General features: G+C 57.3%; 23 protein-coding genes and 1 tRNA gene. 8 read left to right on the top strand and 16 right to left on the bottom strand.

The features are described from left to right. Positions 1 to 10 precede the first annotated feature (10 nt). From BN871_RS08895 to BN871_RS08880, 4 genes are all read right to left on the bottom strand, one after another. Positions 11 to 874: a carbohydrate ABC transporter permease gene (locus tag BN871_RS08895; protein ID WP_021880281.1), complete on the bottom strand. Its 864-nt coding sequence runs from the start codon at positions 872 to 874 to the stop codon at positions 11 to 13. Position 875: 1 nt separating this feature from the next. Next, positions 876 to 1844: a carbohydrate ABC transporter permease gene (locus BN871_RS08890; RefSeq protein WP_048745447.1), complete on the bottom strand. Its 969-nt coding sequence runs from the start codon at positions 1842 to 1844 to the stop codon at positions 876 to 878. Between the two features lie 21 nt (positions 1845 to 1865). Then, complete coding sequence (locus BN871_RS08885) at positions 1866 to 4790, bottom strand: extracellular solute-binding protein (protein WP_048745445.1); 2925 nt, start codon at positions 4788 to 4790, stop codon at positions 1866 to 1868. Between the two features lie 96 nt (positions 4791 to 4886). Further along, positions 4887 to 6194, bottom strand: coding sequence for an ABC transporter substrate-binding protein (locus BN871_RS08880; protein WP_232312923.1), 1308 nt, complete (start codon positions 6192 to 6194; stop codon positions 4887 to 4889). 493 nt (positions 6195 to 6687) lie between these two features. On the opposite strand from BN871_RS08880, the gene BN871_RS08875 reads away from it, so the two are divergent. The 4 genes from BN871_RS08875 to BN871_RS08860 all read left to right on the top strand — a co-directional run bounded on the left by BN871_RS08875 (position 6688) and on the right by BN871_RS08860 (position 9690). Next, positions 6688 to 7728, top strand: a complete 1041-nt coding sequence (locus BN871_RS08875; RefSeq protein WP_048745443.1) for a LacI family DNA-binding transcriptional regulator — start codon at positions 6688 to 6690, stop codon at positions 7726 to 7728. Positions 7729 to 8134: 406 nt separating this feature from the next. Then, a complete protein-coding gene (locus BN871_RS08870) occupies positions 8135 to 8758 on the top strand; it encodes a TetR/AcrR family transcriptional regulator (RefSeq protein ID WP_048745442.1) in 624 nt (207 codons plus the stop codon). Next, entirely contained in the window at positions 8758 to 9096 is a 339-nt protein-coding gene (locus BN871_RS08865) for a DUF1801 domain-containing protein (RefSeq protein ID WP_048745464.1), read from the top strand. The genes BN871_RS08870 and BN871_RS08865 overlap by 1 nt, the downstream gene beginning before the upstream one ends. A gap of 75 nt (positions 9097 to 9171) precedes the next feature. Then, positions 9172 to 9690 (top strand): SRPBCC domain-containing protein, encoded by a 519-nt coding sequence (locus BN871_RS08860; RefSeq protein ID WP_048745441.1) that lies wholly within the window; start codon positions 9172 to 9174, stop codon positions 9688 to 9690. Here the strand turns inward: BN871_RS08860 and BN871_RS08855 are convergent. After that, a complete protein-coding gene (locus BN871_RS08855; RefSeq protein ID WP_021877746.1) occupies positions 9676 to 10386 on the bottom strand; it encodes a hypothetical protein in 711 nt (236 codons plus the stop codon). The genes BN871_RS08860 and BN871_RS08855 overlap by 15 nt on opposite strands. 538 nt (positions 10387 to 10924) lie before the next feature. Then, a tRNA-Ala gene (locus BN871_RS08850) sits at positions 10925 to 10997 on the bottom strand. Positions 10998 to 11231: 234 nt separating this feature from the next. Here BN871_RS08850 and BN871_RS08845 point away from each other — a divergent pair. Both BN871_RS08845 and BN871_RS08840 read left to right on the top strand, forming a co-directional pair. After that, positions 11232 to 11639 (top strand): MarR family winged helix-turn-helix transcriptional regulator, encoded by a 408-nt coding sequence (locus tag BN871_RS08845; RefSeq protein WP_048745440.1) that lies wholly within the window; start codon positions 11232 to 11234, stop codon positions 11637 to 11639. A gap of 24 nt (positions 11640 to 11663) precedes the next feature. Continuing rightward, on the top strand, positions 11664 to 12416 hold the full coding sequence (locus BN871_RS08840) for an SDR family NAD(P)-dependent oxidoreductase (protein WP_021877748.1): 753 nt from the start codon (positions 11664 to 11666) through the stop codon (positions 12414 to 12416). 136 nt (positions 12417 to 12552) lie between these two features. Here BN871_RS08840 and nrdR read toward each other — a convergent pair whose 3' ends face one another. Beyond that, positions 12553 to 13020: a transcriptional regulator NrdR gene (gene nrdR, locus BN871_RS08835; protein WP_048745439.1), complete on the bottom strand. Its 468-nt coding sequence runs from the start codon at positions 13018 to 13020 to the stop codon at positions 12553 to 12555. A 164-nt stretch (positions 13021 to 13184) separates the two neighbouring features. Between nrdR and BN871_RS08830 the strand changes: the two genes are divergently transcribed. Beyond that, the gene (locus tag BN871_RS08830) at positions 13185 to 13406 is read left to right on the top strand and encodes an alpha/beta-type small acid-soluble spore protein (RefSeq protein ID WP_021877750.1); all 222 of its coding nucleotides are present in this window, start codon (positions 13185 to 13187) and stop codon (positions 13404 to 13406) included. Between the two features lie 68 nt (positions 13407 to 13474). On the opposite strand, the gene BN871_RS08825 is transcribed toward BN871_RS08830, so the two are convergent. From BN871_RS08825 to BN871_RS08790, 8 genes are all read right to left on the bottom strand, one after another. Continuing rightward, positions 13475 to 14074: a lytic transglycosylase domain-containing protein gene (locus BN871_RS08825; RefSeq protein WP_048745438.1), complete on the bottom strand. Its 600-nt coding sequence runs from the start codon at positions 14072 to 14074 to the stop codon at positions 13475 to 13477. Then, positions 14071 to 14667 carry a dephospho-CoA kinase gene (coaE, locus tag BN871_RS08820; protein WP_048745437.1) on the bottom strand — a complete coding sequence of 199 codons (597 nt, stop codon included), beginning with the start codon at positions 14665 to 14667 and terminating at the stop codon, positions 14071 to 14073. The genes BN871_RS08825 and coaE overlap by 4 nt, the downstream gene beginning before the upstream one ends. Before the next feature lie 82 nt (positions 14668 to 14749). Further along, a complete protein-coding gene (locus BN871_RS08815; protein ID WP_021877752.1) occupies positions 14750 to 15463 on the bottom strand; it encodes an MntP/YtaF family protein in 714 nt (237 codons plus the stop codon). 119 nt (positions 15464 to 15582) lie between these two features. Further along, entirely contained in the window at positions 15583 to 16437 is an 855-nt protein-coding gene (mutM, locus tag BN871_RS08810; protein ID WP_048745436.1) for a DNA-formamidopyrimidine glycosylase, read from the bottom strand. Between the two features lie 78 nt (positions 16438 to 16515). Continuing rightward, positions 16516 to 19176 carry a DNA polymerase I gene (gene polA, locus BN871_RS08805; RefSeq protein ID WP_048745435.1) on the bottom strand — a complete coding sequence of 887 codons (2661 nt, stop codon included), beginning with the start codon at positions 19174 to 19176 and terminating at the stop codon, positions 16516 to 16518. Between the two features lie 266 nt (positions 19177 to 19442). Continuing rightward, entirely contained in the window at positions 19443 to 20858 is a 1416-nt protein-coding gene (locus BN871_RS08800) for an ABC transporter substrate-binding protein (protein ID WP_048745434.1), read from the bottom strand. Between the two features lie 80 nt (positions 20859 to 20938). Beyond that, entirely contained in the window at positions 20939 to 21778 is an 840-nt protein-coding gene (locus tag BN871_RS08795) for a carbohydrate ABC transporter permease (RefSeq protein WP_048745433.1), read from the bottom strand. After that, positions 21775 to 22734 (bottom strand): carbohydrate ABC transporter permease, encoded by a 960-nt coding sequence (locus BN871_RS08790; protein WP_083436335.1) that lies wholly within the window; start codon positions 22732 to 22734, stop codon positions 21775 to 21777. The genes BN871_RS08795 and BN871_RS08790 overlap by 4 nt, the downstream gene beginning before the upstream one ends. Before the next feature lie 274 nt (positions 22735 to 23008). On the opposite strand from BN871_RS08790, the gene BN871_RS08785 reads away from it, so the two are divergent. After that, positions 23009 to 23767, top strand: a complete 759-nt coding sequence (locus BN871_RS08785; RefSeq protein ID WP_048745460.1) for a glycerophosphodiester phosphodiesterase family protein — start codon at positions 23009 to 23011, stop codon at positions 23765 to 23767. Positions 23768 to 23915: 148 nt separating this feature from the next. Here BN871_RS08785 and phoU read toward each other — a convergent pair whose 3' ends face one another. Then, complete coding sequence (phoU, locus tag BN871_RS08780) at positions 23916 to 24575, bottom strand: phosphate signaling complex protein PhoU (RefSeq protein ID WP_021877758.1); 660 nt, start codon at positions 24573 to 24575, stop codon at positions 23916 to 23918. Between the last annotated feature and the right edge of the window lie 11 nt (positions 24576 to 24586).

The following is a 24586-nucleotide window of genomic DNA, read 5'->3' as shown; positions in this document are numbered from 1 at the left end:
TTCTCTCCCCCTAATCCTTCATGCCCGAGCTCGCCATCGTTTCGATGATGCGGCTCTGCGAGAATACGAACAGCGTGATCGGCACGCTCATCAGAATGAGAGCGACGGCGGCCCCGGCTCCGGCGCGGGCGATGCCGCCCTGGACGATCTGCCCGGCGGCGTAGTGCAGCGTCTTGAGCTGCTCGCTGTAGATATAGCCGTTGCCGTCGCTGCCCCACAGCATCTGGAAGAGCAGGATGATCAGCGTCAGCCAGGCCGGCTTGACGTTGGGCATGACGATCGTCCACCAGATGCGGTACTCGCTGGCGCCGTCGATCTTGGCCGCCTCCAGCAGCGCGTCGGGAATCTGCTCCATGAACTGCTTCATGAGATAGAGCCCCAGCGAATAGGCGAAAGCAGGAATGATTACGGCCCAGTAGGTGTCGATCCATCCGAGCCAGGACAGGATCATATAGTTCGGAATCGCCGTCACGGCTGGCGTGAACATGAGCGACAGGACGACGATCTGGAACAGGAAGCCCTTGCCCGGAAAGACATGCTTCGCCAGCGGATAGGCTGCCGCCGAAGCGAGCAGCACATGGCCGACGATGCCGAGGCCGGTAATGAAGATCGTATTGAACGCATACCGGGTGAACGGCACCCAGGTGTTGCCGAGCAGATTCATCAGATCGGTGAAGTTGCTGAACGTCGGATTTTTGACGAACAGCGTAGGCGGAAACGTAAAGATTTCATCCAGCGGCTTGAACGCGTTGTTGACGGCATAGATGAGAGGCAGCACCATGAACGCTCCGAACAGCAGCAGCAGGAGGAAGAGAGAAACGCTGCCGGAGAGCGATCGATTGACACGCTTGCGCGGCGCAAGGATGGCAGCCATGTCATTCCCCTACCCTTCTCAGCAGTTTTTGGACGAGCAGATTGGTGCCGACCATCAGGAGGAAAAGCACGGTCGCGATCGCCGAAGCGTATCCCATCTCGAACCGGTTCGTGCCGAAGTCGATCAGATGCGTGACGACGGTCTCTGCGGCGTAGTTGACGCTTGGGAAGCCGGCCAGGGCGATCGAGACGTCCGCCACCGCAAACGAGGCTGTCAGCTGGATGACCGCGCCGAACATCAGCTGCGGACGCATCGAGGGCAGCGTAATATACCAGAGCTCCTGCCAGCGGTTGCGGATGCCGTCGACGGCGCCGGCCTCGTACAGCGTGCGGTCTACCGTCTGCAGGCCCGCGATGAAGGCCAGGAAGCCGGTGCCGAGGCTGAGCCACAGCTGGACGAGAATGATGATCGGCATGACGTAGGCTTCCGTCTTGAGCCAGAGGATCGGCTCCAGAATGACGCCGAGCTTGATCAGCAGTCCGTTCGCAATGCCGTAGCGGTCTCCGGAGAAGATCATCAGCCAGATGAAATACACGTTGCCCGATATGGACGGAGCGTAGAAGACAAGGGTCATGAACGCCCTCAGCTTGGGCGGAAGCTCGTTGATGATCCAGGCGAAGACGAAGCAGGCGATATAGCTGATCGGTCCCGTTATAATCGCGAACAGGATCGTATTCTTGATGGCGATCAGGAAGACGTCGTCCTCCAGGAACAGACGAGCATAGTTCTGCCACCCGATGAATTTCGGAAATTCCAGCATGTTGAAATAGGTGAAGCTGAGCAGAATCGAGATGACGACAGGCACGACGGTGAACAGGAAGAACAGCGCCATATAGGGCGCCATGAGAAAATAGCTGTGCCGTGCGGCCTTGATCTGCTGCCACAGCAGGCTCAGCCGAGCCCCAAGCCGGGAGCGGGCCGGAGCTTGGGCGACGGCAGCCTGTTCGTTGCGAACCGATGATTGCGGCATGGTTAGTCCTCCCCCCAAGCTTTACGGCAGCCCGAATTCCTTGCGCTTGGTGCGAATTTCGTCCTGAATGTATTCCGTGTAATCCATCATGGACTCTCTGGCCTCCACGCCGCCGACGACAGTCTGATAGAAAGCGTTGAACAAATGCCTGCCGGTAAAGTAGCCTCCCGGCACCTCGGGAACGCCTCTGACCTCCGCGAACTGCTCCTTCAGGCTGGCGTAATCCTGTGCCGGCCAAGGAAGGGAATCCAGCGCGGCGATGTTGGCCGTCGGATAACGTGCGGCCGCCCCCATCAGCCCTTCCATCTCGCGGCCGAATTCGGCCTGGATGCCGGCGCTGGTCCACCACTTCATGAACTGCCAGGCGGCATCCTTGTCGCGCGCTTCCCGCAGCATCATGACGCCGCTTCCGGAAGCCGGCGTATCCCGGCGGATGGAGCCGTCCTGCTGCAGCGTTCCGGGAACCGGAACGAAGCCCCATTGCCCCCGGATCTCCGGAGCGAAGACGGAGAGCTGGTTGTACATCGTATAATCGGTGATCCCGATCGGCATCTGGCCCGTCCGGAACCGGTTGGCGAAGTCGTATTCGCGCTCAAGCTTGTAGTCCGTATAGAATTCCGTCCATTGCTTGAAGGTCTCGATGCCCACGCGCGAATCCAGATCCGACTGCCGCCCTCCGTCCCGATAGAAGGAGCCGCCGTTTTGCAGCAGCAAAGTGGAATATTGGGAGTTCGGAGGGATATTGACGCCCTGCATGTTCGCCTGGGCGACGACCGGCAGCCCGAATTCCATATGGTTCTTGCTCAGGATGGACAGCAGATCCTGGACGTCGTCCCACGTCTGAGGCACCTCCAGCCCAAGCTCCTGCAGGACGTCCTTGCGGTAGAAAAGCATGTTGAACGTCTGCGTCTCCGGCAAGGCGTATACGCCGGACTCATAGCGATAGGGCACGATGGCGCTGTCGCGAAACTCCTTGGCCGCAGCCTCGAAGTCCGGGAAGCCGGTCAGGTCGACCGCGGAGCGCCGCATGGCGAAGTTGACGGGAAGATCGTTGCCGATCTGCATCGCCACATCGGGACCTTCTCCGGACAGCGTCGCCGGCAGAAGCGTCCCCATGTTCACGAGCTTCAGATTGACGCTGATGCCGCTGCCCGGAGTGAAGCTCTCGTCGATCATCGCCTTCATCGTATTGGCCTGGTCGCGTCCGCTGCCGATCCACACCGTGACCGTGCGGTTCTGCTTGCCGTCGGAAACGTTGCCGATATTGTTGTAGTCCGTGAAGAAGGAGCTCATGAAGGTGCCCGCTTCATGCTTCAGCTTCGGCCAGAAGCCACTTCCCGTATCCGGAATCCTCCTGCCTGGGGAAGCGACGTACAGCGCATCGATCTCCAGCGGCTGCTCCCTGGCCTGCTGCACCCAGGTGCCGAGGCCGCCCGTGTTCGTCTTGTAGGCGTTCAAACGGCGCGGAATCGTCTCCGGGCTCGCGATCATCTCGTCGAGCTGGCGGGACATCGTGTTCAGCAGCGCTTCCTGGTCGCTCGACTGGCCGGACAGCTTGCGCAGCTCCGAGGCGATGCCTTTCAGGCGCTTGCTCTCCGCGCCGAATACGTCCAGCAGGTTCGGAATCTGGCGTTCGATCCGGTAGTCCCGGAACTCGTCCGGCTTCGTCCCTGTAATCATCAGAATCTGACGGTACATCGCATTCAAATTGTAGAGGCTGTCCTCGACGCTCTGGATCAGCGGCGCAAAATCCCCCAGCACCGCCTGCAGCCGGATGACATGCTTTCCTTGTTCAAGCCGGAACAGATAGGGATCCTCTCCACCCATCACATCCAGGCGGTACCCGCTCTTGTAGCGGAACGGCACGGTTTCCATCTCGGCAAAAGGAACTTTCCCGTCGATCGTGAGCTTGCGGGTCGCATAGATTCCTTTGACGAAATTCTGCTGGCTCTTGAAGGCGATCTGGTAAAGTCCCGTTTCCGGCACCTCAACTTCCCATTCGATCCATTCGCCGGGCAGCCGCCAGTTGTAGCCGCCGATCGTGTTCACCCGGATCTTGGAGGCGCTGTAAGGCTTGACCGCGGGACTCGATCTTTCCGTCATCGGGTAGAGCGTAGGGGAAGACTTGCCTGCGGCGGACTCTCCTTCCACTCGCAGCAGCACATCCGCCGGCTGGCCGGCTCCCTCTCCCTCTCTGTAGGCCGCCTTCGCCTCCTCGTAAGAGGGCGGTTTCGGCGCCTGATACAGCTTCAGGGAGCGGATCGCCATCGGCTCGCGTCCGGATGTGAGCGAGAGCTTATGGACTCCTTTGGAAAAGTAGAACCGGTAAGGCTCCTGCTCGTAGCCGCTCGGATCCTCGAAAGGCTGCTCCATCCAGCGCGGCTGCTCCTTCTGCCGGGGACGGAGATCGTTATCCTGATTGTCCCTCTCCACCTCATCCTTCTCGTTGGCCCATACCCGGTCGAACTGCAGGTATTGCGCTTCGGAGAAAGGAAGGCTGCCGTCGATCCTCAGCTCTCTTTCGATCGCCGAGCTTTTTCCTTCCGTCGGAAAATAGGTGAGCGCCAGCTGGTACAAGCCTTCCTCGGGAATGTCGACCGTCCATTGGACCGTGCCGCTTTCTCCCGTAAGCAGGGAAGCGCCGCTCATCCCTTCCAGGTTGTCCTTGATGGCAAAATCGCCGCCGATGGCGGAGGAATACGACGACGCTTCGATGACGATCTCACGCTCCGGCATGGGAGCGTTGGAATGCGGCTCTATGTAGGCTGCGTAGCTGTTCGCCTTGATCGCCGTCTGCCGGGCCCATCCGCTCGCCGCCGGCCCGGCAGCCTTGGCCTTGCTGTCTGAAGCGCCTATGACTCCTGCCGCCGGAGCCAGCAGCAGCGATACGCTCAGCAGAGCGGCTCCCGCCCTGGCCCATCCCTTATGTAGGCTCAATCCAGCCATGCCTCATATCCTCCCCCTAGCAGTTCGGTAGCCGACGACGAGCGGGCAGCGGACGGCTCCCAGGAGGGTCACCGCTTCGCTGCCCTTGCCGGTCCTTTACTTCAGCTTGTCGATGGAAGCCTGGGCTTGGGCTTTGTACTTCTCTGCCGTAGCCGCAACGGAAGCGTTGTTCTTGATGATATCCGACACGAACGCCCCGGTCGGATATTCCGGATACGCGTCATCCAGCGTGATTTTGCCGGTTCCGGCGATATGCTCGCGCATCATCTTGATATCCGCTTCGTCGGTATACAGGCTTTCGAGGTAATCCTGGCCCGGATACTCTTCGATCTGCGGAATGTCGAAGGTCTCTTCGTAAATTTGGTAGACGAGCTTGGGATCCTCGACGCCCTTCGGAATGAATTTGCCGGATTGGGCCGTATTCGCATACGTGATCTCCTTGCTTCCCTGTGGACCGTTCGGAATCGGCACAAGGCCAACCTCGAATTTGAGATCCGGAAGCTGCCATTCCGCCGCAGTGAACAGCGCGACATCCCCGTCCTTGAATGTATTGCTCTCTTCCCAGTTCGTTTTGTCGCCCGTCTTGACCTTGACGACGTTCTCCACGTTGTAGAGGCGCTTCACGAACTCGGCCGCTTCGATCGTTTTCGGATCGCTCAGCCCTTCCTTGCCGTCCCGGTCGTCCACGACGGAGCCGCCGTTGGCCGCGGTGAAATGCTTGAACGCATCGTTCGCCCAGCCCGAGAAGCCGAATACGTCGATCTTGCCGTCATTGTCCGTATCCTTCGTCGCTTTTTTCGCCAAGTCGAGGAAAGTGTCCCAGCTCCATTCGCCCTTCGCGTACAGCTCCTGCGGATCCGGCAGCGACAGCTTCTTGAAGATGTCGCGGTTGTAGTGAAGGCCCAAGCCGATGCTGGTCGGATTGTCGAAGGCATATTCGCCGCCGGCGATCGCCGGATATTTGGCAATGAGATTGGCTTCCTTGTTGATGTTGTTGTCGGGAGTCGTGAACTCGGAGATCGGCAGCAGCTGGCCTTTCTTGATGGCAGGAAGAGCCGACTTGTACTCCATCTGCATGATATCCGCGAACGGCTCTCCTGCGAGCACGGTAGTCGTGAACTTATCCATGTAGTTCTCGAACGGGACGTTGACGAATTCGAACTTGACGTTGTATTTCTTCTCCACCTCGGCGATCTTGTCCAGACGAGCCTTGTCGGAGGCGGTCGTGCCTGCCGGCTTCAGATCCCACCAGGCCGATACCTTGATGATGCGGCCTCCGAGATCGGGCACCTCGGCAGGAGCAGGGCTCGGCGAAGGGCTCGGCGAAGGGGATGCGCTTTCATTTGCCGGCGATGCCGTAGGGGCGGACGAGGTTTCAGGCTTCCGCCGTTGTTGGAGCTGCATCCTGCTGCCAGCAGCAATCCGCTGAGGGTGAGGACGGACAATGCTTTCCATTTGCTTGTCATCGATAAGACCTCCCGGGAATGATAAATGAGTTCAGCGCTCTCGACACATAACAATTTTTAGTTTTTAATTATTTTTGTTAGGTATCAAGTTATTTCAATTACAAAAAGAACGGTACCACATATCCAATGTAAGCGTCAACAAAAATAATTTTGGTCGTTTTGGAGGAGACAGGTTGTTTCTGAATTCATCGATTACCCCCCCGTATATAGGTCTTTATTCACTTTTTTCAGACCCGGAAATAAGTTTAGGTTAAAGTTGAAAATATGTTATTTATGACATAACATATTATGCAATATCTATTTCACAGCTATCATCAAGACTAACGGATCCTTTTCGGTATGCTTCCAGGGAAGATTAGTAGAGCTGAGCGGCTTGTTGTATACTGGAACGAGGTAGAGAAACAGGAAAATTGGAGCTTAAGGATGATCGTATGAAGACTAAAGTCACCATTCAGGAAATTGCCGATTTCACCGGTTTGTCCAAATTCGCCGTATCGCGAGCGCTGTCAGGCAAATCCGGCGTGAGCGAGCAGACGCGGGACTTGATCTTGAGAGCTGCCGGACGGCTCGGATACTTCAAGGACAATCCGGCAGCAGCGCCTGCGGAGTCCTTCTCCAAATCAGAGCTGCCTGTGATCGATGATGGCGCCTTTGGCGGAACCGTCGTCATTCTATTCCCCAACATTCGTTACCAGAATCCGGAGTCCATCTATTGGGGGCCTTTGTTCAACGGAGTCACCTCCCGCCTCAATGCCCGGGGGATCCATATTCTCACCTTGACGGAGCCGTCCGTCGACCAGCTGTTCACCCTGCTCAATCCGCAAGCGATCCGGGGCATCATCACTCTCGGCAGCATTTCAACCTCGATTCTGCTCGAGATCAAACGTCTCCGCATCCCTGTCGTCATGGTCGACCATCTGGATCCCGCCTTTCACTGCGACAGCATCTTTACGGACAACCTGGCCGGCATGCAGGAAATCATGCTGTACTTGCTCCGCAAGGGCTTCCGGAGCTTTCAGTTCGTCGGCGATATCACGGACGCGCACAGCTACTATGAGAGATGGCTAGGCTTTCGGTTTGCGCTGGATGAGCATCAGGTCCCGCATCAACAGATCTCCGAGCTGACCGGCAAGAGCATCGGGAACCAATTTCACGAGACGTTTGTCCGGCATGTGCAGCCGGATAAGCTTCCCGAGGTTTTTGTATGCGCGAACGATTTCTGGGCCAAGATCACCATCGAGGCGCTTGCGGGGATGGGAGTAGCCGTGCCGGAGCATTGTTTTGTGACGGGATTCGACAATACGTACAGCGAGGATCCGATTCTGGCCACCGTCCACGTCGATACGGAGCAGCTCGGCGTCCGCGCCGTCGATCAGATGCTGTGGCGCATCTCCAACCCCGAGAGCTGCCGCGAACGCAAGATGCTCCATGCCGACGTGATCGTCCGCGAGGATATCGCTTCGCGCCGTTAGGCAGCTCTTGGTTTGAACGAAAACCGGGGCTTTCCCAAAAAAGCTCCTATCCTGTAAAATCCGGCAGATATTATGCCGAAGCCGGAAAACGGGACGAAGCCGAGGATCATTCGGCTTCGTCCCGTTTTCGCTTTTTCCTCACCTGTATCCGGTTCAATCATGGGACGACGGAAAGCCGGCAGCCTTTATCATCCGCTCTCTCTCTAAAGGGGGAACAACCAAAGCCAGATGAAAGAATTTTTTTCCGGTCGTCCCATGAATGGTTGGAACCCCGCCGAATACGTTTTCCCCACAGTGCTGGGAGCTATGCGAGGCGCAGGCGTCTTGACGGTAGAATAAATTTGAAATACATTAATGTCAGTCACCACTGACAGACACTTCTTAATCTACAGAAAGGGAGTTGATCATGCGTCAAATTAAGCAGGGGAGCGCGGAGAAATTGCTAAGGGCTGCAATCGACTTAATATCAGAGAGAGGCTACCACGGCGTCACGACACAGGAAATAGCCTCATCTGCCGAATTAAGCGAAAAGACGCTTTTTCGACATTTCGGAAGCAAACAAAATTTGCTGGAAACCGCTCTTGAGCGTTTTCAGTATGCCGAAGAAATGCGAGTTCTCTTCGACGAGCAGATTGTGTGGGAGTTGGAAATCGACCTACTAGCCATCAGCAAAAAATACCATGCCATCATGAACCGAGACCGAAAGCTGATTATGATCGCCCTAAAAGATGAGGTCCATATCCCTGGCTTTAAAGAACGTCGACTGCAGCATCCCCGCCAACTATTGACGTTTCTGACAGATTACTTCATTGCAATGAGCGAAAAAGGAAAAATTGCTTGCCCGAACCCCATCATGCAAGCATTTACATTCATGATGGCTCAATATGGCGCGTTCATGAACGATTTGGAAGCTGGAACCAATTATTCTGGCATCAGTCTCGATGAGTTCATACAAGAGAACGTGAAAATCTTCGTTAGATCTTTAACTCTTCCTGCTACACCGTGTGAAAAGGAGCTGCAAACGAGATGATGAACGAGGAAGTTTCCGCATTTATCGAGAACCTTAGTCAACCATGGCAAACCGAGGTCAGCAACCAGCTGCGCCAGATGGTACATCAGGTTATTCCAGAAGCCGAGGAACGCATTCAGTACAAAAAGCCCCACTTTCTGAAACATGGACATTATGCAGCGGTTATTTCACCATCGAAAGATGCCATTGTATTCATGATCATGAATGCTACCGGCCTTACGTTTCCCAAAGGATTTGAAGGACCGGAAGAGAGAAAATGGATAAAAATCCGTAAAGAGGATACACCCGATTACTCCCTCCTGGCCAATCTGCTGGTTCAGGCTTCAAGCACTCTGTAGCATGGACTGATTGTCGGAACTTTCACATTTATCTTGCAGGGCATAGGTTCCCTGCAAAATACAAGGAGGATTCTCATGAACAACAATAAGAATCAATCGTTTGAGATTGCATTTACACGTGTATTTGATGCTTCTCGCGAAATCGTATTTCAAGCGTGGACAGAGCCGGAACATTTCGCGAAATGGTGGGGACCAAAGGGGTTTAGCCTCGAAGTCGTCAAAATGGACGCTCGATCAGGTGGCGAATTTTTAGGTTATCAGACGTCTCCTGACGGACACCACGTCATGTGGGGAAAATTTGCCTACCAAGATGTTGTTGAACCCGAAAAAGTGGCCTTTATCCAATCCTTTTCCGATGAACAAGGCAATACGATCCGAGCGCCTTTCAGCACGAGCTGGCCTCTTGAAGTGATGAATATCATCACGCTAGAAGATAACGAAGGGAAAACTGCCTTAACACTGAAAGGCGGCCCTGTGAACGCATCCGAAGACGAGCTAGAAGCCTACAAGGGTATGGCTCCAATGCTTCAACAAGGTCTTGAAGGCACTTTCGATCAACTTGCCGATTATCTCGACTCCCTATCCCTGAAGTAAATAGCGATATCCGCTGGCCAAACAAAATATAAGCGACCAACCGGCCGCCGCCGTATTGCCTCTCACCATGTAGGCAATCTGCGGCTCCAAATGCTTCGGCTGATTTTGCAGGAACAGCTTGAGCATTTTATCGTAGAGCTTGCCGACAGCGGGCGCATACAAGTCGGACAAATCCGGCATTGCCTTGTTCAGCCGATCCATCGTTTGCGGAGAGTCCATCCAGACCGCATTGAACTTGTACCCTTTCTCCGTCTTGCGGATGTAGCCCTTCTCCAGCAGAAACGAATATAACTCGCGGTTTTCTTCGTTGTCGGGCAGTTCGCCTTGCCGGAACGCATGGCACACCTCGACATCCCGGTAATCCAGATGACGCCAATCCTTGCGGTCGCTCCAGTGCGTATTGAATTGCCACAAGTATAAGGGGCTGTCTTCGACGTAGCGAAGCATCGGACCTAAGGTGACGTAACGATTCAGATCAAACCCCGGATCGGCATGGCGGCTCCGGTTCAACGCTGCATAGGCGACATACTGACCCCCGTCCTTTCGCATCGGCGCGACCGCATTGAAGTTTTCGCCCGCCGGCATGCACGGCCAGGATCGCTCCCCGACGTTCTTGGGCAGCAAGGTCCAGAGCAGAAAGTTATAGTCGCCGTCCGAAATATACACTCCGGCTTCGGCCGCTTCTTTCCGTTCCACCCGATCGAATCCATCATTCGCCTCCGCAATTGCCTCTGTAATTCCTAACAATCAAATAGTGTGCCTAGCGGAATAAAGGCTGGGATATTTCCAAAAAAAATTTGGACGTCCTACCGATTCACTCATACATGTAAAATTTCAAAAATCGCGGATAGGTCATCTGAATGGTTTAAGAGACGGTATGAACTTTTTGTTGAGTATAATGGAACAAGAATTAAACAAGCCGAAGTTTAAGGTTCTCACTTTCAGTATATAAAGATACTTTTTTCCGACTAACTGAACAATATCGCTGCAGTCTACTACATTGGACCTGTACAGCCACCTTCTCCCGAATAAGCAGAAAGAGATGGCGGAAAAATTGGTGCTATGCTTTTCGGCACCAGCTCATAAGTAAGTTGTTGTCCAAAACGGTACCAAAAAAGGAATGGGACCAAAATGGCAGCAAATCGACTTCTGGGCAAAAAGAAAAGGCCTCTGCCAAGGCCCTAAAAAGCAGAAAACCCTTGATATACAAGGGTTTTCGAGGTGTTTCTTAATATGGAGCCTAGGGGGATCGAACCCCTGACCTCATCGCTGCCAGCGATGCGCTCTCCCAGCTGAGCTAAGGCCCCGTATGATCGGTCTCGACTATGTATTTGTTCTTCACACTCTCAAACAAATCAGTACCGCGACAAGAAAGATCATACCATGGGCATATAATTAGTGTCAACTGTTAATTTTAAAAAGTTGACTCCGCCTTTTTATCGGGACTATACTGAAATGGTTAAAAGGTTTTAACCATTGAATGATCTTAACCAATATGCCTGAGGTGATGTCCGCTGAAACAGCAGGACCGACTGTCCCAATTGATCAGTCTCCATATGCAGACCATTGTCGACAGCTACGCCAAGCTGCAGGATGCCAACATGACGGCCCCTCAATACTCCATCCTGCAGACGCTCGCTCACGAGGGCAGCAGAACCTCCTCCGAGCTGGCGGCCAAGCTGGGCGTGACCCCGTCGGCCGTTACGAACCTGAGCGGGAAGCTCGTGGACAAAGGCTACATCGAGCGGGTCGTCAGCGAAGAGGATCGGCGGCATGTGCATCTTCGCATCACGGAATCCGGGCGCGCCGCCGAGCAAAGGCTGGTAGATCGATTTTTGCAGCTGACCGATGGCTTGTGGACGGAGTTTTCGGCGGAGGAGCTGGATCTTCTGATCCATTCCTACGAGAAAATGATTGCCCACCTGCAAAAGCGAATTCGAGAAACCTAAGAAACCCACTGGGAGGATACAAATATGGACAGACTCAAAGGCAAAGTAGCCATCATTACAGGCGCGGCAGGCGGCATGGGCAAAGCGGACGCCCTTCTGTTCGCCAAAGAAGGCGCCAAGGTCGTCATCACCGACCTCCAGGAAGAAAAAATCCAAGAAGTCGTGAAGGAAATCGAAGCGCTCGGCGGAGAAGCGATTGGCCTCAAGCATAATGTTGCCTCCGAAGAGGACTGGGTATCCGTCGTCGACGCGGCGATCGCCAAGTTCGGACAGATTAATATTCTCGTCAACAATGCCGGCATCTCCGACGCCGTTCCATTCCTGGATCAGACCGTCGAGCGCTGGGAGCGCACGATGACGGTCAATGTGACGAGCATCTTCCTCGGTCAAAAATACGTCATCCCGCATATGATCGAAGCTGGCGGCGGATCCATTGTGAACATCTCCTCCATCGCCGGCCTGACAGGCGGCAGCGGCGCCGGCCCTTACACCGCCAGCAAAGGCGCCGTGCGCATGCTGACGAAAGCGACAGCCGTCGATTACGCGAAGCACAACATTCGCGCCAACTCCATTCACCCGGGCTACATTGAAACGCCGATGACCGTCGATCTGATGAAGGACGAGCAGATGGTTCAATGGTTCCTGATGCAGACTCCGCTGCCGCGCCTCGGCAAGCCGGAGGACATCGCTCAAGGCGTCCTGTTTCTCGCTTCCGACGAATCCTCGTACATCACCGGCGTCGAGCTCCCGATCGACGGCGGCTACTACGCAAAATAAGAACCGCCATGAAAAAAGCACCCTTCGAGGGTGCTTTTTTGCTGCTGCCAAACGCGCAGACTTGAGCCGCAATTGCAGCGGACGGATGTGAATACTGAAGCTCTACAGGCTTCGGTCATTCCATTTTGCCGGCAAATCATGCATCCGCCGGATTTTTGGACAGCAGGCTGGACAGCTCCTTCATGAACATGTCGATGTCCTTGAACTGCCGGTACACCGAGGCGAAGCGCACATAGGCAACCTCGTCGACCGGATACAGCTGCTGCATGAGAATCTCGCCGATATCGCGGCTCTCGACTTCCGCCTGCGCGGTCGTGCGGATTTCCTTCTCGACCTCGGAGACGATCTCCTCCAGCCTCTCGGCAGGAACGGGGCGCTTCTCGCAGGCGCGGATGAGTCCGCGCAGGATTTTGTCCCGGCTGAACTCCTCCCGGCTTCCATCCTTCTTGATGACGATCAGTGGAGTCTCCTCGATCATCTCGAAGGTCGTGAACCTGCGGCTGCAGCGCTCGCATTCGCGCCTTCTGCGGATGGACTTGTCCCCGTTGGCGGGACGGGAATCCAGCACCTTCGTTCCGGAATGCTCGCAATATGGGCATTTCATGGGGATTCCCTCCCTTGATTCGGTGTGATGGCATTTATTTTTCGGCTGATATCCGCGCGGCTGCGGGATTTGTGAACTGTCGGACAAATTATTGCCGAGCTCGCCGTATGATCCGGCAAATTCCGCACATAATACTTTTACCAACAGCGAGGAGGTGAACAACAATGGCTAACAACAACAGCGGCAGCAACCAACTGGTCGTGCCAAACGCAAGCGCGGCACTGGATCAAATGAAATTCGAAGTTGCTCAAGAACTGGGTATCGCCATCCCGCAGGACGGCTACTACGGCAACTTCACGACGTATGACGCAGGTTCCCTTGGTGGTTACATCACGAAACGCCTGGTAACGATCGGCGAGCAATCCCTGGCAGGTCAATACAAATAATTTGGCCTGATATCGGAAAGCCCGGCAACGTCCCCCCGCAACGGGAGGCGTTCCGGGTTTTTTTGCATTCAGCTGAGCCGGCCTGAAGCGCCTGACGCGCTGGCCATGTCGGGATACAAATCCCTATACTTATTATAATAATAATCGACACGTTGTACATAGTGGCGGGTCTCTCCGTACGGAATGCTGCTCAGGTTTTTGAGCGTGCCGTCCCAAGTCCCGTTCTGCAGCCATTTGGTCACTTTGCCTGGGCCCGCGTTGTAGGCTGCGACCGCCGCGACCGAATTGCCCTTGAACTGCTGATGAAGGGAGTGTATGTACCAAGAGCCTGCCCGGATGCTGAGCTTCGTATCGGAAGTCACACCCTCCGCGGTCAAAGCCTCGAGCTTGGCCGTCTCGATGATCCACTGGGCCGTGTCGGGCATGAGCTGCATCACCCCAGCGGCTCCCTTCTTTGAAACCTTGCCGGTATGGAAATTCGATTCCACGCGGATGATGGCCGCGATGAGATACGGATCGACTTCATAATCGGAAGCTCCAGCCTGGATCTCGTCGACGAAAGAGATCGGATACATCATCCGGCCCATCCAGTCGGACTTGAGGAAAAGCAGGAGGACGAATCCCGCCAGCACGACGAGCAGCACCCTTTTCTTGGCCAGCCATCTCATGCCGGTGGAAGCTCCGTCATCCAGCGCACGATCTGGGCGCGGGTATCCTCCAGGCTGCCGCTGTTGTCGACGACCCAGTCTGCCCGCCGCTTTTTCTCGTCCAGACTCATTTGCAGGCCGATTCGCCGCTCCGCTTCCGCTTCGTCCATGCCGTTTCGCTCCATGAGACGCATGACCTGCAGCCCATGCGGCACATGGACGACCAGGACGCCGTCGTAAGCCTTGTCCTGTCCCGTTTCATACAAGAGCGGGATATCCGCCACAATGAGCCTTCCGGGCGATTCCGCCTCGGCGCGGTCCATTTCATCCTTCATATATCCGCGTATCGCCGGGTGCAGGATCGACTCGAGCTGCCTCAGCTTGTCCGGATCTCCGAATACGACCCGCCCCATGGCGGCCCGATCGAGCATGCCGTCCGGGAGCAGCAGGCTGCGGCCGAAAGCCGCAACGATGCCGTCCAATGCCGGCGTTCCGGGCAGAACAACCTTCCGGGCCGCCTCGTCGGCATCCGATACGAAGGCTCCCGCTTCGCGCAGAAAGCGGGATACGGTGCTTTTGCCGCTGGCGATCCCGCCTGTAAGTCCTATTCTCAAGAGATTCGAACCTCCTTTTTTGCAGCCAAAATACCTCTTGTAAAGCCCAATATCCCTCCGCCGCGGGAGGGATAGGGAGATGTTACCATAGTTTGCCGAATCCGATCAAAAGCAGCAGGACGCCGGGCAGAAAGCTCAGCGCCTTCATTCGGTTGACGCCGGAGAACCGGAAGCCGAAGCGCAGTCCTCCTACCAGGAAAAGGCCGCTCGCCAGCATGATGCAGCATGCCGTCACCCAAGGCACGAGGCCGACCATGGCGGCGCCGAGACCGGCGCCGAACGCATCCAGCGACAACGCGGACCCGAGCAGAAGAGCTTCGCCCGGGCTTATGCTCCCGGAGCTGTCTATATCGGCGGCTTGAGGCGTCTTCAGGATCTGAATGACGAGGCCAAGCTTTTTGATTTCGAACGTAAGCACCGCAGCCGGCGGCAAGGGAGCCTCGTTCGAGCCGCCCTCCGGCATCGCTGCCGGATTGGGATGGTCGCGGGCCGAGCCCGGATCCGGCTTGGCATCGTCCTCCTTGCCGCGCCGAAGCTGCTGCACAAGCGTATAAGATCCGATCAGCATCAGGATGGCGGCCCCGATCAGCTTCGCTCCTTCGGGGGATACGAATCCGGAGAGCCAAGCCCCGACCTTCATGGCGAGCAGGATGACGATGCCCGAACAGCCCGTAATGATCAGCACAGACAGCATCGGGATGCGGATACGCCTCAGCCCGTACGTGACTCCTACACCGAATCCGTCCACGCTGACGGCAAATGACAAGAGCAACAGCGGCAGTATGTGGGCGAACACGTTCCAGCCCTACCTCCCTGCATTTGACTTAGGATCATCATATGCAAGGAATGGGCGTCTGTTCCTGTCTCTTCATCCAACACCGGCCGACGCCGGCTTCGACGCTGCCCGGGCAGCCGTCAGCCGCTCTTGCGGACGCGCGACTTCGGCAGCGGCTGGCAAGCCGCGCAAGTATGCGTGCCGCGTCCGCCGACGACGCTCTTCTCGATCGGCCTGCCGCAGTTGCGGCAAGGCTCGTTCTTGCGGCCGTACACAAGCAGCTCATGCTGGAACTTGCCGGGATCTCCCTGTCCGTTGACATAGGACTTGATGGAGGAGCCTCCCGCATCGACGGCCCTCTGCAGCGTATCGCGGATCGCCGCGTGAAGCAGCTTCCACTGGGCCGGCTTCAGCCGGTCCGCCGTCAGCTCGGGGTGGATGCCGGCCTGGAACAGCGCCTCATCCACATAAATATTGCCAAGCCCCACGATATATTCTTGATTCAGCAGCAGCGGCTTGATGCGCGTCGTCCGCTTGGCGAGCCTGTCCACCAGCGACTCGTACGTAAACTCCTCGCTCAGCGGCTCCAGCCCAAGCTTCAGCAGCGGCGGCATCGTGAATTCCTCGCCCGGCTTGAACAGATGCATCGTTCCGAACTGGCGGACGTCCTTGTACCGCAGCTCGGTTCCGTCCGTGAAGCGGAAGCGCACATGCGTATGCTTCGCCACTTCGTCCTCGGCGTCATGCAGGCCGTACTTGCCCTCCATGCGCAGATGGGAAACGAGCACAAGCCCGTCCAGAACAAAACGGATGAACTTGCCCCGGCGTTCCACATTCAGAATTGTATGTCCCTCAAGGGCGGCCTCGAAGTCTTCGGGCTCCTTGGGGCGCTGTATGATGCGCGGCAGACTGACGACGACCTTCTCGATCGTCTTGCCTCCCGCGAGAATATTGAGCGTTCGGGTTACCGTTTCTACCTCCGGCAATTCCGGCATGATGTCATCACCTCTTCGGCTTCTATTATACCGGAACCATCCTGGCGGCGCATTGCGCAGATTCTGACTGCACGGAGGCTACTTCGCCTCGTACCAGTTGGCTCCGAAGCTGACTTCGGCCTTCAGCGGCACATTCAGCTCCAAGGCGCTCTCCATCACTTCCGGAACGAGCTTTTTCATCGTCTCCAGCTCCTCCGGCGGCACTTCGAACACCAATTCATCGTGCACCTGCAGAAGCATGCGGCTCTTCAGGCCGTCGGTCCGGAGCCGCTCCTGCATTTTCACCATCGCCAGCTTGATGATGTCGGCCGCCGTTCCCTGGATCGGCGTGTTCATCGCGGTCCGCTCGGCGAACGAGCGAAGGTTGAAGTTCGACGCCTTGATCTCCGGCAAATAGCGGCGGCGCTCCAGCAGCGTCTTCACATAACCGTCCTTGCGCGCCTCCAGGACGATATCGTCCATGTATTTGCGCACGCCCTTGAACGCCTCGAAGTACTGCTCGATGAACCGCGACGCTTCCTTGCGGGTGATGTTCAGGTTCTGGGACAAGCCGAAGTCGCTGATTCCGTACACGATGCCGAAGTTGACCGCCTTCGCCGAGCGCCGCATGTTGGAATCCACCTCGGACTCCTGCACGCCGAATACGTCCATGGCCGTCTTCGTATGGATGTCCATGTCATGCGTAAAGGCCTCGGTCAGCCCTTCGTCGCCTGATATATGGGCCAGCACTCGAAGCTCGATCTGCGAGTAGTCGGCCGCCAGAATGCTCCAGCCCGGCTCGGAAGGCACGAACGCCTTGCGGATCTTGCGTCCCTCCTCCAGGCGGATCGGGATATTCTGCAGATTCGGGAACTGGCTGCTCAGCCGGCCCGTAGCCGCGATCGTCTGCCGGTAGTACGTATGGATCCTGCCGCTGTCCTCGCGGATTTCCTTGAGCAGGCCCTCCACGTAGGTGGACTGCAGCTTGTGGAGCTGGCGGAAATGAAGGATGAGCGGAATGATTTCATGGTAGGGCTCCAGCTTCTCCAGCACATCGGCGTCCGTGGAATAGCCGGTCTTGGTCTTCTTCATGACGGGAAGTCCCAGACGGTCGAACAGAATCTCCCCAAGCTGCTTCGGAGAGTTGATGTTGAATTCCGTGCCCGCCAGGCGGTAAATCTCGGCCATGTCGGCGGTGATGCCCTTCTCGAGCTCCCGGCCCAGCTCGCGGATCGCGCCGGCATCCGCGCAGATGCCGAGCTTCTCCATGTCCGCCAGCACGCCGGACAGCGGCTGCTCCAGCTCGAAGTAGAGACGGTTCATGCCGCTCTGCTCCAGCTTCTCGCGCTGCAGCGGCGCAAGCGAGCGCACGGCTTCGGCCTTCGCTGCCAGGTGGGCGTACAGCGTCTCCTTGTCCGGCACCTTGAACTTGGCGCCTTTGCCGTAGACCGACTCGTCCGAAGGGACGGATGGAAGGCCGCTGCGGGCGGCGATGCCGGTGACGCTCTGGTCGGTATCCGTCGGGTCGAGCAGGTAGGCGGCCAGCACGATGTCGAAGCCGGCTCCCTGCAGATGGACGCCGATCCGGTTCAGGACGAGCTCCGCACGATGCAGATCGCAGCCGGTCTTGGGCCGGGACGGATCGGCCAGCCAGCTTTTGAACCCGTCCGCGTCCGCGCTCGAGAGCCATTCCGCATCCATGACGAACACCTGGTCCTCCACGGCATAAGCCGCTCCGAGAATATCGGCATGATGGGGGTTGTCCCCGTGCGATTCCAGGAAAAAGCCTCCGGATTCATCCAGCGCGGCTTCCAGCGCCGACCTGGCTTCCGTATCCCCGATCTCGACCGGAACGACGGCCAGTTCCCGGCTCGGAGCCGCATCCGCCGCTCCCCCTCCGGCCGACAGGTCGAGCCTCTCCATCAGCGAGCGGAATTCCAGCCGGCCGAACACATCGGCCAGTACGGAAGGCTCGAAGCCGCTATAAGAAAACTCCGCCGTTCCTTCCTCGAGAGGAACCTCCCGGAAGATCGTCGCCAGCTGCTTGCTCATGAGCGCGGCTTCCCGATTCTCTTCCACCCGCTCCTTGAGCTTGCCCTTCAGCTCGCCGGAATGCTCCAGCACGCCTTCGACGGTGCCGTATTCATGCAGAAGCTTGAGCGCGGTCTTCTCCCCGACTCCCGGAATGCCCGGAATGTTGTCGGACGTATCGCCCATCAAGCCCTTGAGGTCGATGATCTGGCTCGGTACGAGGCCGTAGCGCTCCTTGACGGCGGCGGGATCGTAGAGCTCCGTCTCGCTGACGCCCTTGCGCGTCACGGCGATCGTCACCTGCTCGGAGGCCAGCTGGAGCATGTCCTTGTCTCCGGACACGACGATTGTCTTGACCCCCTTCTCGTCCGCCAGACGGGTCATCGTCCCGATGATGTCATCCGCTTCGTATCCGCTCAGCTCGAACTGCTTGATGCCGAACGCGGCCACGACCTCCTTGATCAGCGGGAACTGCTCCGACAGCTCGGATGGCGTCTTCTGGCGGGTTCCCTTGTACTCCGCGAAGCTCTCGGTGCGGAACGTCACCTTGCCGGCGTCGAAGGCGACGAGCACATGCGTCGGCTTCTCCTCCTCAAGAACCTTGAGCAGCATCGTCGTGAAGCCGTATACGGCGTTCGTATGTAATCCCGCTGCGTTCGTCAGCGGCGGCATGGCGTAGAAAGCCCGGTTGGCAATACTGTTGCCGTCGATCAATATCCACTTGTCCATTGGGCACCTCGTCCTGTTCATGGTTGCTTCCATCATACCATAAACGGCACTCCGATTCCCGGACGGGACGCTCCCGATTCGATCGGCTCGAACTTTTCGGAATCGGATTTCTATTCCTCGCTCTATGAAGCCTGAACAGCATCCAGCCTCTATCCGTCTCGGTTCAAAACCGTCAAAAGCGAGCGCCAAACCCATCCAGGACGATAAAAAACAGCCCCGGGCTCGTCGATCCCGGGGCTGTTTGATTGTTCGGAAGCTTTCGCTCCTTATTTGGCTACCGTCTTGTTGTAGATGCCGATCTTCTCGGTAATCTGCTTCGCCGCATCGTCAAGCGCGGCCTTGACGTCCTTCTTGCCCGTGAACGCTTCCTCGATCGCGCCTTCCACCGTCTGGCGCGCTTCCGGGAAGACGCCCATGACGGCGCCTTGGCTGGCCGTGCCCGCCTTGGAGGCATGCAGCTGGTCTACAGCCGTCTGGAACTGCGGATACTTCGCCAGATTGTCCTTGACGATCTGCTCGTCGTACGCTTTCGTCGTAATCGGGAAGTAGCCGGTGTTGATGTGCCACTCTGCTTGTACAGCCGGCTCGGCCAAATACTTGATGAACTCCCAGGCAGCCTTCTGCTCCTCGGCCGGCTTGTTGTTCAGAACCCACAGGCTTGCGCCGCCGACGACAACGCCGCCTTCGGTGGATGCATCCGGCTTCGGCAGGAAGGCCGTGCCGACTTCGAATTTGCCTGCGGCGCCGTCGACGATGCCGCGCAGCGAAGCCGTCGAATCCAGCGTCATGCCGATCTGGCCGGCCAGGAACGCTTTTTTCGTGTCGTCCGTCTTGCGTCCGAGATTCAGCGCGGACTTGTTGTCCACCATGCCCTTCCACCAGGTCAGCGTCTTGACGGCCGCTTCCTGGTTTACGAGCGATTCGGTAGCGGCGCTGTCGCGGCCGTTGCCGTTGTTGACGAGGTCCTTGCCTTGGTTTGCCAGCAGCTGCTCTACGAACCAGCCGTAGATGGCGAAGGAAGCTCCCGTCACGCCGCCGCCGGTCAGCTTCTTGGCCGCGTCGGCTACCTCCTGGTAAGTTGCAGGCGGCTTGTTCGGATCAAGTCCCGCTTTTGTGAACAGATCCTTGTTATAGTAAAGAATCGGGTTGGACGTATTGAATGGCATCGAGTACTGCTTGCCGTCGAACGTGTAATAGCTCCGGATATTCGGCTCCAGGGAGGACACGTCGTAGTTTTCCTCGTCGATGAACTGCTGCACCGGCGTCACGGCGCCGGAATCGATCATGAATCTCGACCCGATCTCATACACCTGGATCAAGGACGGCCCGGACTTCGAATCCATCGAAGCCTTCAGCTTGTTCAGGCTCTCGTCATAGGTTCCTTGGAAGACGCCCTCCACCTTCACATCGGGATGCGAGGCGTTGAAATCGCTGACCAGCTTGTCCGCAGCCTTGCCGAGCTCGCCGCTCATGGAATGCCACCAGACAACCTTGACCGGCTCCTTGGCAGGCTCCGTGGAAGCTCCGCCCGCATTCGCGGCGGCGTCCGTATTGGAAGCCGCGGCGGTTGGCGCCGGATCGGCGCTAGTTCCGCCGTTGCTCGGATTCGATGCGCAGGCAGACAGAGGCAGCACGAGCATAGCCGCCACAGGCAGCGCCATTTTCCAATTGCGTTTGACCATGGTTGGATTTCTCTCCCTTTGAATCAATATTTGTATATATGGCAAGTCCCGAAGGACGAATACCCGTATGAGGACTGGAATCAGCCCTTGACCGCTCCGGCTGTAATTCCCCGCACGAGCGGCTTGAGGCCAAGCGCCAGCAGCACGAGGGACGGCACCAGGACAAGCGCCACTCCGCAGAGCACCAGATTCCAGCTCGTCAGCTCCTCGAACTGGAGCATCGCGATTCCGATCTGAACCGTCCGCATGGCATCGCTGCTCGTGATGAGCAGCGGCCACAGGTACTGGTTCCAGCCGTTCAGGAATACATATACGGCCAGCGATGCGGCAGCAGGCCCGGACAACGGCAGGACGACGGAGACGAAGTGGCGGAAATGCCCGCAGCCGTCGATGCGCGCCGCCTCGAACAGCTCGCGCGGCAGCTGCAGGAAAAACTGGCGGAGCAGGAACACGCCGAATGCCGAAGCCGCGAAGGGCACGATGAGCCCTTGGAAAGAATCAAGCCATCCCCAGCTTTTGACCGTCAAATAATTCGGGATGATCGTCACTTCCCACGGAATCATCATCGTGCTGATGAACAGCGCGAACCAGAATCGGCTTCCCGAGAACCGGATGTAGACGAATGCGTAGGCGGCCAGCGCCGCCGTCAGCACCTGAAGCACCATGATGGCGATCGCCAGAACAAAGCTGTTGACGATGAAGCCGAAGATCGGCACCGTTTCAATCGCGTTTTTGAGCCCGCCGGTGTACAAGCCGGACGGAAGCAGCTTGGGCGGATACTGACCCGCTTCGGCCGGAGTCATGAAGCTCTGGGCAAGCAGATACAGCAGCGGTCCCAGCACGAACAGCGCCAGCAGGATGAGCGAGCCGTAAAGGCTGAACAGCCGGACCGGATGGCGCGAATGGCCGTATCCCCTCACTGGTAATGCACCTTCTTTCCAAGTACGAGGAATTGAACCGCCGTCAGCAGGAGCATAAGGGCGAACAGGACGATCGCCAGAGCGCTCCCGGTGCCGAACTGGTAGTTGACGAAAGCTTCGCGATAGATGGAGTACACCAGCACATCCGTAGAGCCGGCAGGGCCGCCGCGGGTCAGGATGTTGACCTGGCCGAACGATTGGAAGGCGCTCATGATCGAGACGACCGCAAGAAAGAACAGCGTCGGCGACAGCAGCGGCAGCTTGATCGAGAAAAACGTTCTCCACATCGATGCGCCGTCGATCCGCGAGCTGTCCATGACATCGTTGTCGAGCCCTTGGATAGCGGCCAGCAGGAGGACGAACGGAAACCCGGAGTTCATCCATATCGTCATGAGCGAGACGGAACCGAGCGCTGCGGACGGATCGGTCAGCCACTGGATCGGCGCGATGCCGACCTGGCCCAGCAAGTAATTGAGCATGCCGAGAGTGGGATGATAGAGAATCATCCACAGGATGGATGCCGTGCCGACAGAGAGGGCGAGCGGAACCGAGAAGACGAAGCGGAAAAGCTTGCTGCCCCTGCCCGCGGCATGGACGAGGCTTGCGCACAGCAAGCCGAGAGCAAGCCCGGCCGGCACGGTGAGCAGCGTGAACTTGACGGTAATCCAGAGGCTGTTCCAGAATGCGGACGATTCCATCATCCGCGAATAATTGTCCCAGCCCGCATAAGCGGCGACCCTGCCGCGGGGATCGGTAAGCTGAAAGCTCAGATAGACCGAGCGGGCCATCGGATAAAAGAGAAACAAGGTGAATACGGCCAGGCTCGGCGCCAGAAACAAGTAACCGAGCAGCTGCTCCCGCATCCGCCTCAGTCTGGCTGCGGCGATCGGGGTACCAGCCTCGGAGACCGGGGACAAGACCGGTTCAGGCTTGTCCTTATAGAGGGATGAGTCCATGGGTGATTGCCACCGCCCTTTCAAGAGATTGCATGGCCGGAGTCGGCTTGGCAACTCCAACGATAACGCCCTTTTGTAACCCCTATGTCAGCAATTTATTAAGATTAGGAAAGGCCATAACGCTTGCCTGATGGCAGGCATCTCTTTCTAAAGATTTCTTTAGATTTCAAATCCATGGGAGACAGGCTTTCAGAGACGGCATATAATGATGGCGAACGGGATCGCCGAAAGCGGCTTCTGCCGGAACGGAGCCACACTGGGAGGGAACAAGAGGATGACAGGAGAAATCGAGCTGGACGGAAATGCAGGCAGCCCGATCGTGATCGGGCATAGAGGCGCAGCCGGGGAGGCGCCCGAGAACACGCTGGCGAGCTTCAGGCTTGCGGCCGAGCAGGGGAGCCATATGGTGGAGCTGGACATTCACTTGTCGGAGGACGGCAAGCTCATCGTCTGCCATGACGATACGCTCGACCGAACGACGGACCGCACCGGAGCGATCCGCTCGCTGCATTCGGACGCCATCCGCGGGGCGGACGCCGGGAGCTGGTTCTCGCCTTCGTTTGCCGGGGAAAGGGTGCCGTTTCTGGAGGAAGTCTACGACCTCCTTCCGCCGCACATCGAAATCAACGTTGAAGTCAAGGATGCCGGAGGCGCGCTGCTCGACGAAGTTCTGCTGGACTACCTCCGCGGCGGCAATCGCCTGGAACGCACCGTCGTGTCCTCCTTCGACCACAAGCTGCTGCTCAGGCTGAAACAGGCGGAGCCGGAGCTCCGCATCGGACTGCTGTATGCCGCCGATCTCATCCATCATGCCTCCTATGCGGCTCTGCTGGAGACGGAGGTATGGTCGCTCCATCCGCATCACGGCCTCATCGGAGCCAAGGATGCCGGGGATGCCATCGCCGCAGGGCTCCGCATCTATCCTTACACGGCCAATCATCCTGCCGAGTGGGACCGGCTAGTCTCCGTCGGAGTGACGGGCATCATCACCGATTATCCAGGCCGATTGAAGGAGCATCTGAGCAGCCGTTGAAGCCATGCGCAAAGCAAACAGCCTGCACGATTGTGCAGGCTGTTCTTTGTTTTTATTCGAGCGTCCCGCTCGTTGACATGCTGGATGGCTTCCTCGATGTCTCTATAAGTCACAAAGCCCCCCGCATGAAAGCGGGGGGCTCGGGACATCATACGTTCAAATCCGGGCGCTTGCCCGTAACGAGGTAAGTGACGCTCTCGCCGATGTTCGTTGCATGGTCGGCGATCCGTTCGATATAGCGGCCGACAAAGCTGAGCAGCATCGCTTGGTTGATCGTACGGGGATTCTCGACCATGATCGTGAACATCTCCCGGATGATCTGCGAATAGAGGGCATCGACGATGTCGTCGTCCTTCGCCATCTTGTAGGCCAGATCCACATTCTCCTGCACGTAGGACTGGATGGATTCGAAAATCATCGTCTGCACGGTCTCCGCCATGCGCGGCAGGTCGATCAGCGGCTTGATCAGCTCTTGGCCGTCCAGTCGCATGACGACCTTGGCGATGTCGACGGACAGATCGCCCATACGCTCCAGGTCTCCCGAGATCCGGAACGCCACGAGAATGCGGCGCAGGTCCTTGGCGACCGGCTGCTGCGTCGCGATCAGCTTGGAGCCGAGCTCGGTGATCTTCTCCTCCAGGCGGTTCAGCTCCGGATCCTCCTGGATGATCTGAGCCGCTTCCTTGGCATTGATATGGATGAGGGAATGCATGGATTTGGTCAGCGCCGATTCGACATGGTCTCCCATTTCGACCAGCATGGCCTTCAATTGATCCAGTCCTTCGTCAAGCTCCTTGCGTTTGATCACGTTCTCTCTCT

Source organism: Paenibacillus sp. P22, from assembly GCF_000469945.2.
In the GTDB taxonomy this organism is placed as follows: Bacteria; Bacillota; Bacilli; order Paenibacillales; family Paenibacillaceae; genus Paenibacillus_O; species Paenibacillus_O humicus.
The sequence above is the reverse complement of the archived record's forward strand: the minus strand, read 5'-3'. Positions and strand labels throughout refer to the sequence as shown.

Coding starts and splice junctions, on each gene's coding strand:
- BN871_RS08860 (WP_048745441.1), top strand. CDS start 9,172: ATGAACAACAATAAGAATCAATCGTTTGAGATTGCATTTACACGTGTA.
- BN871_RS08800 (WP_048745434.1), bottom strand. CDS start 20,858: ATGGTCAAACGCAATTGGAAAATGGCGCTGCCTGTGGCGGCTATGCTC.
- polA (WP_048745435.1), bottom strand. CDS start 19,176: ATGGACAAGTGGATATTGATCGACGGCAACAGTATTGCCAACCGGGCT.
- BN871_RS08865 (WP_048745464.1), top strand. CDS start 8,758: ATGAACGAGGAAGTTTCCGCATTTATCGAGAACCTTAGTCAACCATGG.
- BN871_RS08875 (WP_048745443.1), top strand. CDS start 6,688: ATGAAGACTAAAGTCACCATTCAGGAAATTGCCGATTTCACCGGTTTG.
- BN871_RS08830 (WP_021877750.1), top strand. CDS start 13,185: ATGGCTAACAACAACAGCGGCAGCAACCAACTGGTCGTGCCAAACGCA.
- BN871_RS08825 (WP_048745438.1), bottom strand. CDS start 14,074: ATGAGATGGCTGGCCAAGAAAAGGGTGCTGCTCGTCGTGCTGGCGGGA.
- BN871_RS08840 (WP_021877748.1), top strand. CDS start 11,664: ATGGACAGACTCAAAGGCAAAGTAGCCATCATTACAGGCGCGGCAGGC.
- BN871_RS08895 (WP_021880281.1), bottom strand. CDS start 874: ATGGCTGCCATCCTTGCGCCGCGCAAGCGTGTCAATCGATCGCTCTCC.
- BN871_RS08885 (WP_048745445.1), bottom strand. CDS start 4,790: ATGGCTGGATTGAGCCTACATAAGGGATGGGCCAGGGCGGGAGCCGCT.
- mutM (WP_048745436.1), bottom strand. CDS start 16,437: ATGCCGGAATTGCCGGAGGTAGAAACGGTAACCCGAACGCTCAATATT.
- BN871_RS08870 (WP_048745442.1), top strand. CDS start 8,135: ATGCGTCAAATTAAGCAGGGGAGCGCGGAGAAATTGCTAAGGGCTGCA.
- BN871_RS08790 (WP_083436335.1), bottom strand. CDS start 22,734: ATGGACTCATCCCTCTATAAGGACAAGCCTGAACCGGTCTTGTCCCCG.
- nrdR (WP_048745439.1), bottom strand. CDS start 13,020: ATGAAATGCCCATATTGCGAGCATTCCGGAACGAAGGTGCTGGATTCC.
- BN871_RS08880 (WP_232312923.1), bottom strand. CDS start 6,194: ATGCAGCTCCAACAACGGCGGAAGCCTGAAACCTCGTCCGCCCCTACG.
- BN871_RS08785 (WP_048745460.1), top strand. CDS start 23,009: ATGACAGGAGAAATCGAGCTGGACGGAAATGCAGGCAGCCCGATCGTG.
- BN871_RS08890 (WP_048745447.1), bottom strand. CDS start 1,844: ATGCCGCAATCATCGGTTCGCAACGAACAGGCTGCCGTCGCCCAAGCT.